General features: G+C 33.7%; 14 protein-coding genes and 1 other annotated feature. All 14 genes read right to left on the bottom strand.

What is annotated here, in order from left to right:
- Window positions 1–7: 7 nt before the first annotated feature.
- Window positions 8–691 (bottom strand): amino acid ABC transporter permease, encoded by a 684-nt coding sequence (locus tag NQ499_RS07805; RefSeq protein WP_040389868.1) that lies wholly within the window; start codon window positions 689–691, stop codon window positions 8–10.
- Between the two features lie 70 nt (window positions 692–761).
- Window positions 762–1,505 carry a transporter substrate-binding domain-containing protein gene (locus NQ499_RS07810; protein WP_006505701.1) on the bottom strand — a complete coding sequence of 248 codons (744 nt, stop codon included), beginning with the start codon at window positions 1,503–1,505 and terminating at the stop codon, window positions 762–764.
- A 53-nt stretch (window positions 1,506–1,558) separates the two neighbouring features.
- Window positions 1,559–1,762 (bottom strand) — a binding site (T-box leader).
- A 125-nt stretch (window positions 1,763–1,887) separates the two neighbouring features.
- A complete protein-coding gene (locus NQ499_RS07815; protein ID WP_006505700.1) occupies window positions 1,888–2,130 on the bottom strand; it encodes a hypothetical protein in 243 nt (80 codons plus the stop codon).
- A 42-nt stretch (window positions 2,131–2,172) separates the two neighbouring features.
- Entirely contained in the window at window positions 2,173–4,068 is a 1,896-nt protein-coding gene (gene htpG / locus NQ499_RS07820; RefSeq protein WP_040389867.1) for a molecular chaperone HtpG, read from the bottom strand.
- A 117-nt stretch (window positions 4,069–4,185) separates the two neighbouring features.
- On the bottom strand, window positions 4,186–4,590 hold the full coding sequence (locus NQ499_RS07825) for a hypothetical protein (RefSeq protein WP_006505698.1): 405 nt from the start codon (window positions 4,588–4,590) through the stop codon (window positions 4,186–4,188).
- A complete protein-coding gene (locus NQ499_RS07830; protein WP_006505697.1) occupies window positions 4,587–6,029 on the bottom strand; it encodes a Y-family DNA polymerase in 1,443 nt (480 codons plus the stop codon). Before NQ499_RS07830 ends, NQ499_RS07825 begins: the two co-directional genes overlap by 4 nt.
- A 65-nt stretch (window positions 6,030–6,094) precedes the next feature.
- Complete coding sequence (bilR, locus tag NQ499_RS07835) at window positions 6,095–8,017, bottom strand: bilirubin reductase, long form (RefSeq protein ID WP_040389875.1); 1,923 nt, start codon at window positions 8,015–8,017, stop codon at window positions 6,095–6,097.
- A 168-nt stretch (window positions 8,018–8,185) separates the two neighbouring features.
- Window positions 8,186–8,623: a GNAT family N-acetyltransferase gene (locus NQ499_RS07840; protein ID WP_006505695.1), complete on the bottom strand. Its 438-nt coding sequence runs from the start codon at window positions 8,621–8,623 to the stop codon at window positions 8,186–8,188.
- 11 nt (window positions 8,624–8,634) lie between these two features.
- Window positions 8,635–9,435 (bottom strand): GNAT family N-acetyltransferase, encoded by an 801-nt coding sequence (locus NQ499_RS07845; protein ID WP_006505694.1) that lies wholly within the window; start codon window positions 9,433–9,435, stop codon window positions 8,635–8,637.
- Entirely contained in the window at window positions 9,435–9,971 is a 537-nt protein-coding gene (locus NQ499_RS07850; RefSeq protein ID WP_006505693.1) for an HD domain-containing protein, read from the bottom strand. The genes NQ499_RS07845 and NQ499_RS07850 overlap by 1 nt, the downstream gene beginning before the upstream one ends.
- Window positions 9,962–10,780 carry a DUF4846 domain-containing protein gene (locus NQ499_RS07855; RefSeq protein WP_006505692.1) on the bottom strand — a complete coding sequence of 273 codons (819 nt, stop codon included), beginning with the start codon at window positions 10,778–10,780 and terminating at the stop codon, window positions 9,962–9,964. Before NQ499_RS07855 ends, NQ499_RS07850 begins: the two co-directional genes overlap by 10 nt.
- Before the next feature lie 8 nt (window positions 10,781–10,788).
- Entirely contained in the window at window positions 10,789–11,178 is a 390-nt protein-coding gene (locus tag NQ499_RS07860) for a DUF3592 domain-containing protein (RefSeq protein WP_040389866.1), read from the bottom strand.
- Window positions 11,179–11,213: 35 nt separating this feature from the next.
- A complete protein-coding gene (locus NQ499_RS07865; protein WP_050772171.1) occupies window positions 11,214–11,555 on the bottom strand; it encodes a DUF3784 domain-containing protein in 342 nt (113 codons plus the stop codon).
- Window positions 11,556–11,591: 36 nt separating this feature from the next.
- Window positions 11,592–12,194 (bottom strand): YdcF family protein, encoded by a 603-nt coding sequence (locus NQ499_RS07870; RefSeq protein WP_155812648.1) that lies wholly within the window; start codon window positions 12,192–12,194, stop codon window positions 11,592–11,594.
- Between the last annotated feature and the right edge of the window lie 65 nt (window positions 12,195–12,259).

The following is a 12,259-nucleotide window of genomic DNA, read 5'->3' on the forward strand; positions in this document are numbered from 1 at the left end:
GATATCGTTAGTCACTGACAGCTAATCTCCCTTCTACATATCTTGCAATAGCTGAAATACAAAGTGTCATTACTAAATAAATAGCACCTGTTGCAGTTAAAGGTACAAGATAGTTAAATGTATTGGCACCAATAACACTTGCAGTAGCAAGCAATTCTACTGCACCAATTGTGAAAATAAGTGATGAATCCTTAATTAATGTAATAAATTCACTAATTAGAGGTGGAATAATACGTTTAAATGCCTGTGGTAAGATAACATAACGCATGGTCTGAACATAGTTTAACCCAATTGTTTCACATGCTTCCCACTGACCTTTATCAACACCTAAAATACCAGATCTAATTAATTCTACCTGATAAGCACCACTGTTTAAACTCATAGCAATTAAACCACATACATATGGATCAGCCTGGAATCTTTGTCCTGTAATAGACTGAACAACAGTAGGTACTGCCAAGTATAAGAACATGATCTGTAATAGCATCGGCGTACCACGGAAGATTTCTACATAAACATTACCGATTGCTCTTAATACAAAATGTTTAGAAAGTTTTAAAGCCGCTCCAATAATTCCAAGAATAACACCAAAGAACAAAGCCCCTATTGCAAGTAATAGAGAATACTTTGCACCAGTGAAAATCATGAATTGAATATTAGACGGCGTAAGAATATCCATAATTGTTTTCATTCGCATTGACTCCTTAACAATAAAAAATTAAGTGCAGACAGAACATGTCTGCACTTATGTGATTAATAAATTAGCAACCCCATTTAGTTTTTAATTCATTGTATTTGTCAGACTTAACAAACTCATCAACTGCTTTGTTAACGTCTTTCATTAACTTGTCGTTACCCTTTTTAGTGATGATCATGTTTTCTTCTTTAATTAATGGTTCATCAATCATCTTTAAGCCAGCATTCTTAACATAGTTTTCTGCAACTGCACCATCAAGAACAACTGAATCTAATCCACCAGATTTTAAAGTTTCTACTAAGATCTTAGCATTTTGTACAGTAGTAACTTTAGCACCTTTAATATCTTTTGCAGCATCTACACCAGTAGAACCTAACTGAGCACCAATCTTCTTACCTTCAAGATCAGATACTTTTGAGAAAGTAGAATCACCTTTTACTAAAGCAATCTGTTCAGAAGTGTTATAGGCATGAGACCAAAGAATGTTTTTCCATTCCTTATGATAAGTGAAACCAGAAATACCTAAATCAACCTGATCAGAAGTGATTGAAGATGAAATAGCATCAAAGCTTAAAGGTTTAAATTTGTAAGAATAGTTACCACCATTCTTATTCATGATCTTAACTAATTCTTTAGTCATATCAACGTCAAATCCAACTACTTCTTTCTTATTGTTATAAGATTCATATGGTGGATAGTCTGGAGATACTCCAATTAATAATTCAGTTTTACCATTAGATGATGATCCACAACCAGTCATTCCAACAGCAAGTAACATAACTAATACTACGCTTAATAATTTTTTCATAAATATGCCCTTCCTTTTTTAATATTAAGAAAACAAAAACGCCTCTTGCTTTCGCAAGAGACGTCAATTAACGCGGTACCACTCTTCTTGATTTATTCCTAAATCCTCTCTTATCCTTAAGGCGGAACACCGATGATCCTATGTATTCAGACCATCCTCTCAAAAGTGCGGTTCATTCAACTTTCCATGCTGACCTCTCACCTACGCCAGCTCGCTGCAATTTCCAGTTAAACTACTCTCTTTGTCATTGAGTTTTCTTTGTATGTGTCTTATTATAACCAGACGATTTTAATTGTCAACAAGAAAAATGATATTTTTCATATTTTTATGCAAAATCTATATTTTCTATATATATTTATGTTATTCGCAAACTTTAAACGATTTATTTCACAAAAGAGTGTATTTTATGAAAAACTTTATAAGTAAAATCAATTGGTTTTTCATATTGAGACAAGATCATCTGGATGTTTTCTAAGTCTTCATCCTTCTCTTTTAATGCTTCAATCCATTTTAATGATGCATCATGAAACTGGTCAATCATTGTATAAGCATAAATCAATTTATAAGAAACAAATATTAATAACCCGCTCGCACATAAACAAAGAGCAGATAAGAATAATTTCATAAAAATCCCTCTTTTCTGCTCTCATTATATCAAATCAAATTGTTATTTAGAAGCCTCAATCATAAGCTTTGTGATCTTATTAGAGAAATCTACAGGATCATCAATAGAGAATCCAGCAATAAGTAAAGCCTGATCAAATAGGATAGATGCATATTCATCAATCTTTACAGGTTCTTTTTCATAAACAGACTGTAATGATTTAAATAAATCATGATCCGGGTTAATTTCAAGAATTCTTCCAGCTTTGATACCCTGTGCATCTGGCATCTGGTTTAATACCTTTTCCATTTCAAATGAAACACCATCACCACTTGCTAGACATACTGGATGAGATTTTAAACGATGAGATAACTTAACATCTTGTACCTTATCACCTAAAGCCTTCTTAACGATTTCAAGTAATGGCTTGTTATCTTCAGTCTTCTGTTCAAGTTCCTTCTTTTCATCTTCTGTTTCTAAGTCTAAATCACCTTGAGTGACATTCTTGAATGTCTTAGAATCATAGTCTCTCATCATCTGTAAGCAGAATTCATCCACATTATCAGTCATATAAAGAACATCATAGCCTTTAGACTTAACTGCTTCTACTTGTGGTAATAAATCACATTTTTCTACTGTTTCACCAGAAGCATAATAGATTTCCTTCTGATTTTCAGGCATAGCTTCTACATATTCCTTTAATGTAATAAGTTCTTTCTTATCAGAAGAATAGAACATCAATAAATCCTGAAGTTTATCTTTCAACATGCCATAACTGTTATAAATACCAAACTTCAACTGCATACCGAAGTTTTTAAAGAATGTTATATATTCATCACGGTCATTCTTAAGCATCTTTTCAAGTTCAGTCTGGATACGTTTTTCAATCTTATTTGCAATAACCTTCATCTTTCTATCGTGCTGTAACATTTCACGAGAGATATTCAAGTTTAAATCCTGTGAATCAACAAGACCCTTTACAAATCTGAAATGTTCAGGGACTAAATCTTCTGCATGATCCATGATGAAGACACCACGAGAATAAAGCTGTAAGCCTTTCTTATAATCCTGTGAATAGTAATTCATAGGTGTTTTAGATGGGATAAATAGTAATGACGTATAAGAAACAGCACCTTCTACAACATTATGCATGACTCTCTGAGGAGCTTCAAAATCATTGAATTTAGCCTTATAGAATTCATCATATTCTTCTTTTGTGATATCTTTCTTCTGACGTTTCCATAAAGGAACCTGTGAGTTTAAAGTCTTGTTTTCTACAACATCTTCATATTCATCACTGTCTTCCTTCTTTCTAGAAGTAGTCACATCCATCTTGATTGGGTAATGAACGTAGTCTGAATATTTCTTAACAAGTCTTTCAATTTCATACTGATCGAGATACTTACTATAATCTTCTTCCTCTGTATCCTTCTTTAAGTGAAGAATGATTGTAGTACCATGTTCTGCCTTTTCTACTTCTTCAACAGTATAGCCATCACTTGTATCACTCTTCCATAAATATGCTTTATCTTCACCATATTTCTTAGAATAAACTTCTACTTCATCAGCAACCATGAAGGCGCTATAGAAACCGACACCAAACTGACCAATGATATCAACATCGCTTACACCTTTTTCTAAGGCATTCTTGAACTCATAAGAACCAGAATTTGCGATAGTACCTAAATGTTCTTCTAATTCTTCCTTAGTCATACCGATACCTTCATCAGCAATTGTAAGGGTTCTATTTTCTTTATCAGCAATGAGGTTGATAGCCATATCTTCTCTTGAGAAACTTGTAATATTTTCCTGTAACGCTTTATAGTAAAGCTTATCACTTGCATCACTTGCATTTGAAATCAATTCTCTCAAGAAGATTTCCTTATGAGTATAAATAGAATTAATCATTAAATCGAGAAGTCTTTTAGACTCTGCTTTAAATTCTTTCTTATCTGACATTTTTATACGCTCCTTTAGCACTCTAGTAATTTAAATGCTAAAGACAGTATACACACCTTTATTAGCATTGTCAATATTTGAGTGCTAAACAATTAAAAAGACTGAAATGAATCAGTCTTAATCCTTTAGTATACTTATATGATAAATATCTTCGATGAGAATGGTTGTTTTATCTAGTAGTAGCACTCTTTTATTGATTTCATCAATATCTTTAAACTGTCCTCTTACAGTCATATAAGACCCACCCTCTTTATACTCATCTTCTAGAAAATAATCTATCGTGATAGAAGGATGTTCTTTTTTATTAATAAGTAGATTGTTAAGCACTCTATTTAATACTTGTCTTTGATCTTCATCTAATATACGTTTTTGAGTAGTTAGTCTTCCTGCTTCACTTATTTTATCTACATGTGTTTTAAGAGCCGCAAACGGTGCAAACTGAGCTGCTCTATTATTCATGGACATTCTAGGATGATTCGGTGAAGTAGGATGTTTCATATTGATTATATCGTCATAATTCATGCTTTATGTCCTCCTATCATCTTATTTCTTTCTCTAGTTGTGGCACCTTCCTGAAGATCAGCCCCTTTAAGCAAGGCGTTCTTGCCATATTTCTTCTTAATATCAAGTGTCACACCCTGCAGTTTCTTTTCTTTAGATAAGTCCACTTCTATCTTTTCTTCATCAAATAAAGAAAGCTGTTTATAGGTCATAGGAATATCGTCATCACTTCTTACCTGTGTGGCATTGAGCTGAATTCTTCTTATTGTAAGTGCATGATTTATATGTAAGTGATAGAAACGTAATAAGGCATCGCACATGAGCTTAAAAGAAGATGTGTATCTATCTAGATTAATTGTTCCATGGAGATGCTTTGGAAGTTTCCTTCCATAACGATCTTCCATGAGTTCTCCATGATAATCCTTCATATTCTCAATATCATAGCCAATTGTAAGAACAAGTTTATTAGTCACTAGATGCTTTTCAAACAAATCCAGACTTAATGATTCTATCATTTCCTTTAAAATGATTTCAGTTTGCTTATAATCATAAGCACATGATAATACCTGCCCGGTTCCTATACTTTTAGAAGGTGCTTTATAGGCTTTAATGGCAGACATGGTACAAGGTTCCCAGCCCCAGGCATGATCAATAAGCAGTTCTGCATTGACTCCAAATAGATTGTATAGTTTTTCTTCATCTTCTAATGAGCATCTTGCGATATCTCCCATTGTATATAACCCGATATTATTGAGTTTCTTAGAGATACCTTTACCGACTCTCCAGAAGTCGGTCAAAGGTGTATGAGACCATAATAGTTTTCTATAGGCATATGTGTTTAAGTACGCAATACGGGCCCCTTTTTCGTCTGGTTCTTTATGTTTAGCGACAATATCCATAGCCACCTTTGCAAGATAGAGATTCGTTCCTATTCCTGCAGTCACAGTAATACCCACTTCTTTATATATATCATGAATAATATTTTGAACAAGATGAAAGGCATCTAACTCATATGTATCAAGATAATGTGTTGCATCAATAAAGACTTCATCAATAGAATAGACATGAATATCATCAGGAGAGAAATACTTTAAATATATAGAATAAATGCGTGTTGAATATTCTAGATAGAGAGACATACGAGGTTTCGCAATAATGTAATCTATGGCTTTATGTTTATTCTTATTAAGATTTGATGCAAGAAAAGAACTTCCATCAAGTGGTTCTCTTTGATGATTGAGTTGTTTAAGTTTAGAAATGACTTCAAAGAGTCTTGCACGTCCAGGAAGACCATAGGCTTTTAAACTCGGAGAGACGGCAAGGCATATGGTTTTTTCTGTACGTGAGGCATCCGCGACAACGAGATTGGTGTCTAGTGGATCGAGTCCTCTCTCTAGACATTCTACAGATGCATAAAATGATTTAATATCTATCACTAGATATGTTGGAACATGTGCCATAGTCTCACCTCCTTGAGAAACTTATTATAACACAAAAAAGACAGGCACCGCCTGTCTTAAGCTTCTTATAATGCGTTTGCTGCAAGATAACCAGATTCAATAGCTGAATTGATGTCTGCAACCTTATTTGCATCACCAATTGTTTGCACATGGATGTTCTTTTCTTCTAATGCAGTAATGTCAAATGCATTAGAACGAGCACCTACTGCAAATACTACATAATCACATGGAAGTGAAACTTTACCTTCTGCAGTTTCTGCTTCTACTGTAGTTGCAGTGATTTCTGTTACCTTGGTATTAGTAAACTGTTTAACACCATGCTTTTCAAAATCAGCCATCATTTCTGGACGAATTGTAGTTGATTCTTCTTTTGCGATAGTATCCATCATTTCTACGATACTGACATCATTACCTCTAAGTGCAAGGTATTCAGCTGTTTCAGCACCTACAAGTCCACCACCGATTACAACGATTCTTCCTGCTGGGAACTGTTCATTAGAAAGTACCTTCCAAGCATCCTGTACATGAGGCATATCCTTACCTGGGATATTTAAGATGAAATTACAAGCACCTGTTGCAACAATGACTTCATCAGGCTGATCAGCTAAGATATCTTCGCAAGTAACAGCTTTACCTAAACGTAAATCAACGCCTAATACTTTTACTTCATTTGCGAGATAATGAATAGCACGATTCATTTCTTCTTTTCTAGGTGGTACAGAAGCAATATTTAACTGTCCGCCTACTTTAGTATCCTTGTCATAAACAATAACATCATGGCCTTTCACAGCAGCAACTCTAGCAGCTTCTAAACCTGCAGGTCCTGCACCTACAATAACAACCTTCTTCTTAGTATCAGCAGGTGTAATTGTTCTTTCATATTCATAACCATTTTCTGCGTTAAGGACACAGCTTAAGAACTTTCTGTTCTGGATAGAGTCTGTACATCCCTTATTACACATCATACATAAACGAATTCTGCATGGCTGTCCATCTTCAATCTTTTTAACATAATCAGGATCAGCTAATAATGAACGTCCATAACCTACGATATCACATACACCATTTTCGATTAAGGCTTCACCATTCTGTGGAGTAACGATACGTCCTACCGCAGATACTGGAATACTTACAGCATCTTTAACTCTCTTAGTATATGACTGCATGAAGCAATATGGCTGAGTACCCATTGCTGGAATAGTATCATTCAAGTTACCTGTATGGTTAGCCTGTCCAACATGGATCATATTAACGCCTGCTTCTTCAAGCTTTTTAGCAAGTTCAACAGCTTCATCAATCTTTAATCCACCTTTACCTCTTAATGGGTTATCAGTGATGATTGGAAGTTTATAGTCAATACAGATATGAGGGGCATGTTCTTTAATGCTTTCTACTACCTGTAATGCAAAACGTGTTCTATTTTCGAAGCTTCCTCCATATTCATCTGTACGATGGTTTAATACTGTAGAACATAAAGCACCTACTAAACGGTCTCCATGAACTTCTACTACATCTACCCCTGCTTCATAAGCACGTCTTACGCATTCACCCATCTGTTTAAGAATTGTATTTAATGCTTCTGGAGTTACTTCATCAGTGAAATGAAGCATATCATGATGTAATTTAGCACGAGCTGCCTGCATATCACCCTTCTTAAACATTTCAGCTAAAGCCTGAACATCATATTCAGGATGGAAAATCTGAATACCTAATTTACAATCAAATTCATGTAATGCATCAGCTAATTCTTTATAAGCTGGAATCTGTTCATCCTTGAATAATTTTGGTGTTGGAGAAACAGTATTTACTGGTGCGACGTCTCCAAGTACGATATAAGATACGCCACCTTCTGCAATACGTTTATAGAAGTTGAAGCTCTGTTTAGAAATTGAACCGTCACGTTCTTCATAGCCAGTTGTCATTGGTGGGAACATGATACGGTTTTTCAATGTGATTGGACCTACTTTAATTGGTTCTAATAGTTTCATATTATCAATCTCCTTACAATACATTTTAACCACTCCTATTATAGCGCTTTCATTTTACAAATGATAGTAATTATATGGAATTTATAGGGTATATTTTGTCATCAAAAGATTAAACTATACATTTTTTAAGACAAAAAAGTGCGTACACAAAAGTACACACCTATTTCTTTAATATTCTTTCATGAATACGACCTGTGATGATTGTTCTTTGAAGCCATTTTTCTGATAAAAGTAATAAGCAGGAAATTCTCTTTCCGTAATCAACATAATACGGTCTATTCCTCTTTTTTTCGTATAATCAACAACTAAGTCCATGAATTGTGAACCGAGTCCTTTAGATTGTTCATCCGTCATAATTCCAAATTCATCAATCCAGAATTCTCTTCCATTATACCAATGTTTGATGCGACCCAACGCAATTCCAATGAGTTTATCTCCATCATATAAGCCAATAGAAAGAGATAAGCGATTGCCTACTAGATCATGCATATAAATAGATAGGTCCTCTTCATTCCATTCATCATTCCATGGTTCCCTGGAGAATATTTCATTAAATAATTGTGATATCTCTTTGACATGTGCCAAGCATATTTCTCTAACTTCCATAAGATCTCCTATTATAATTCTTCAGGAAGAATAGAATAAAAAACATCATCTACTACTCCCTGATTATTTTTTCCATGTTTTCTAAGAGTGCCCTCATATTTCATACCAGCTTTTTGCATCACTCTACCTGAATGAGGATTATTTTTATCATGTCTTGCACGTACAACATCATAGCCTTCCTTAAACAGATAAGAAATAACTTCTCTAAGTGCTTCGGCAACATATCCATGACCCCAATAAGCCTGTCCAATACAATAGCCAATTTCTACTGTATTTGTTTTTTGATCAATATTTGTGACAGATATACTTCCAATGAGTGTATTCTTATCCTTTACTACAATGCCCCAGTTATATGAATCACCCTTTTCATATGACCCAATCCATGAAGCAAGTAACTGCTTTGTATCTTCAACATTTTGATGAGGTGGCCAAGTCAAATAACGAGTGACCTTTTCATCATTAGCCCAATGATGGTACATATCATCTGCGTCTTCTATTTTAAACTCTCTTAATACTAAACGCTCTGTCTCTAAAGAAGCCGTTCCATGACGCACTGTAGTTTGACACGAATATTGATTCTTTAATTCCTTCAACAAGTCCATATGAGGCTGCTTCAAATGTTTTAACTGTAATTCTTCAGATACCCATTCTTCTTGTAAATAAAGAACAGTATCATCTATAGGTGTATAAGAATATTTGAGACATCCTTCATCCACTGATGATAATTTCTGAATATGATTGTCTCTAATAGATTGATAAAAGGCATCTCTCTCTTCTTTACTTCTAAATGTATAGGTAACAAATATCTTCATTATAAATCCTCCAATAATTGTAGTGCATAAACCTTGAACTCTTCTTCTATATCACGATAATAATATTCCTTTAAATCAGGTGTACTCATCAATGTAACAGAAGATCTATTTTCTTCTAGAGGCATCATCTCTTTTAATTCTGCTTCAAGTAGTAAGTGATCCATCTCTTTCCAGATTATTTTTTCTTCATCCTTTAATTGAATATGAAAAGCTTGAAATATTGTTTCTAGAAGCTTGTCTTCTATTACCTGATATTCTTTCATTTGTTTTTTTATAGGAGTGATGAGATCACTCATATAAGCTTCACTTGCATCATGAAATAAACATGATAAAACAACATGTTTATTATAGCCTCTGCTTTGTGCTTCTTTCGCGCAGTTGAGAGAATGCTGTGCCACAGAGTAGAAATATTTAATATGACCATTCCCTCGACATATAAGACTTAATGCATGAGCAATATCCTCTAGATGAATATCATCTTCCTTAATATGTAATGGATCTATTCTGTGACCACTAAACACATTCATCAATAACATAATCTTCTTAAACTACCTTCCTCAAATGTATAATCAGGTGTTTCAAATGGGTATTTGACTTCATCTTCATGATACCAAGGATCATCATGTGATGGATTCTTTAATAAATGAAATTCCTGAGCAGGCATATAGCCTTGTGCAAGTAAGAAAGCCTTCTTACCTTCTTTATTTGTACAAACATCTACAATCATCACAACATGTCCTGGTGAACCACCTTTTAAGAAAACATCTCCTACTCTTATTTCATTCAGTTTGATTGGTGTTGATTCACTCACCATGCTCGCACTTCCTGAATAAGCAAATACAATACGCAAGTATTTTTTAAAGCATTCATAAGAATCATCATAGGAAGCACTCTTTACATAACTGGCATGATCATTCTTAATAACAACGCGATTCCCTTCTCTCCATTTATTATAAGACAATAAAAATCCATCGCTTAAATGAAACTGAATCTTATCGTATTGTTTAGTGTTCCAGTAATATTCTGCATAGACTCTCATAACTGAGTCGGCACTTTGTTGAAGGTTTTCATTTTCTAGTGGAAGCTTAAAGATAGCAATCTGTGAATTTTGATTAAATTTCTTCTTTCCATTATATAAATGAATAGGACTGCCATTTTTCTTTAACGGATATATCTGTAAGAAATGAGCAACATCACTTTGTTCTCTTTGATATCCTTTTGGTACAAGAATACGTGTTTCTAATGTCGTTCCTTCTGAGTTAATATATTTTTTATTTTTAGTTGTTGAAGATGGTGTACAAGCTGTTAAAAGTACACCAAGAAGTATTATTATTATTTTCTTCATAATTGACCTCAAATGATAAATAATGCAGCACAACACACCAATACAAAACCACTAAATATAAGAAAATTAGTGAATCGTATAGTAAATAGTTCTTCTTCAATGATAAACGTATCAGGAGAGTTTGGATCATAGTCCACTGTAACACGTTTATTATTTTTAAAATATTTCATCTGAAAATAAGTGATACAAGGTTTTCTTTCTATAAACTTACCTTCTGCATAATATTGAATTGTCATGATATAGAGATAATGTTCATCCTGTTTGATATCTATGATTTTTCCTGGAGCCTGCAAAGAACAGCGTGTCGCCTTTAGACGATATTTAAAACGAGCAATCAGCCCTTTAACCATCATTACAATACCTAGGATGCATATAAGTACAAGTAATAATTTTTCCATAATAACCTCTAAAAAAATAATGGCCCGATAGGCCATTAGATACGATAGTTTCTGAATAAGTTCTCTTTTTTCACAAAGATATCTTTAAAGAATATAAGTGCCCATAGTCCAATCGCAATATAGGCAAAATACTGACTAATAAAATAAGAAAGTATGGCACCTACACTTAATATAATGAACCATTTCTTAAATGCTCTTCTTTGAGCACGGCTAATTCTTCTCTTATCATAATAACGGCTTTCTTCACGAGGTACATCCTTAAATGCACTAATACAATAAACTCCTAATCCCTTAAGACATGAACAAACTATATAATAAAACAAGAATGTCAATGCAAGAATCGCACAGCATATACATCCTGTATTAATCATAAACATACTAACAACTCCCTTCACCCTTCTATTTCTATTTTATCACAACTTGATAAAGGATTTAAAGAGACGATACCATTTATAACCAATATAATTGATTACTTCACGTTTAAGAAATTTAAACTTCGTATCTCTTGTACGAAAACGAGAAGAATGTGTAGGAGAGGTATATGCTATGATCCCAGCATCTTTTGCTTGAAGCATAGCTCTTTTCATATGTAACGGATCACTTACAATTAATGCCGTCTGATAATTATATACATCCATAATCTTTTTTGCATTAATCAGATTCTCTAATGTGACTGTAGATTGATCTTCCGTAAGAACATCATCTTCTGGTACACCTTGACTGACTGCATAAAGCTTAGCATTATAAGCATCACTTACAGGATTTCCCTTTCCATATCCTCCTGTCATAATGATTTTCTTTACAAGATGCTTATTATATAAATCAACAGCATGATTAATTCTTTCCTGATAAACAGGTGATGGATGCCCATTATATGTAGATGCACCTAATACAATCGCAACATCAGCATTTCTTGCATCATCTTTAAAACTATATATATAAATACTGACTGCATTGGAAAATACATAACAGATCACCAATGCAACAATAATAATCAATTTCTTTAAGATTTTCATGGCACTACTAAAAATCCTCCACAAAAACATCTTAAACTATTTCTCATATTTTTCAATCCTTGGAT

Source organism: Catenibacterium mitsuokai (assembly GCF_025148785.1).
Classification (GTDB): domain Bacteria; phylum Bacillota_I; class Bacilli_A; order Erysipelotrichales; family Coprobacillaceae; genus Catenibacterium; species Catenibacterium mitsuoka.

What these genes read in the sequence shown, in the direction of transcription:
- NQ499_RS07805 (WP_040389868.1), bottom strand. Translation starts at nt 691, where the DNA reads ATGAAAACAATTATGGATATTCTTACGCCGTCTAATATTCAATTCATG.
- NQ499_RS07810 (WP_006505701.1), bottom strand. Translation starts at nt 1,505, where the DNA reads ATGAAAAAATTATTAAGCGTAGTATTAGTTATGTTACTTGCTGTTGGA.
- NQ499_RS07815 (WP_006505700.1), bottom strand. Translation starts at nt 2,130, where the DNA reads ATGAAATTATTCTTATCTGCTCTTTGTTTATGTGCGAGCGGGTTATTA.
- htpG (WP_040389867.1), bottom strand. Translation starts at nt 4,068, where the DNA reads ATGTCAGATAAGAAAGAATTTAAAGCAGAGTCTAAAAGACTTCTCGAT.
- NQ499_RS07825 (WP_006505698.1), bottom strand. Translation starts at nt 4,590, where the DNA reads ATGAATTATGACGATATAATCAATATGAAACATCCTACTTCACCGAAT.
- NQ499_RS07830 (WP_006505697.1), bottom strand. Translation starts at nt 6,029, where the DNA reads ATGGCACATGTTCCAACATATCTAGTGATAGATATTAAATCATTTTAT.
- bilR (WP_040389875.1), bottom strand. Translation starts at nt 8,017, where the DNA reads ATGAAACTATTAGAACCAATTAAAGTAGGTCCAATCACATTGAAAAAC.
- NQ499_RS07840 (WP_006505695.1), bottom strand. Translation starts at nt 8,623, where the DNA reads ATGGAAGTTAGAGAAATATGCTTGGCACATGTCAAAGAGATATCACAA.
- NQ499_RS07845 (WP_006505694.1), bottom strand. Translation starts at nt 9,435, where the DNA reads ATGAAGATATTTGTTACCTATACATTTAGAAGTAAAGAAGAGAGAGAT.
- NQ499_RS07850 (WP_006505693.1), bottom strand. Translation starts at nt 9,971, where the DNA reads ATGTTATTGATGAATGTGTTTAGTGGTCACAGAATAGATCCATTACAT.
- NQ499_RS07855 (WP_006505692.1), bottom strand. Translation starts at nt 10,780, where the DNA reads ATGAAGAAAATAATAATAATACTTCTTGGTGTACTTTTAACAGCTTGT.
- NQ499_RS07860 (WP_040389866.1), bottom strand. Translation starts at nt 11,178, where the DNA reads ATGGAAAAATTATTACTTGTACTTATATGCATCCTAGGTATTGTAATG.
- NQ499_RS07865 (WP_050772171.1), bottom strand. Translation starts at nt 11,555, where the DNA reads ATGTTTATGATTAATACAGGATGTATATGCTGTGCGATTCTTGCATTG.
- NQ499_RS07870 (WP_155812648.1), bottom strand. Translation starts at nt 12,194, where the DNA reads ATGAAAATCTTAAAGAAATTGATTATTATTGTTGCATTGGTGATCTGT.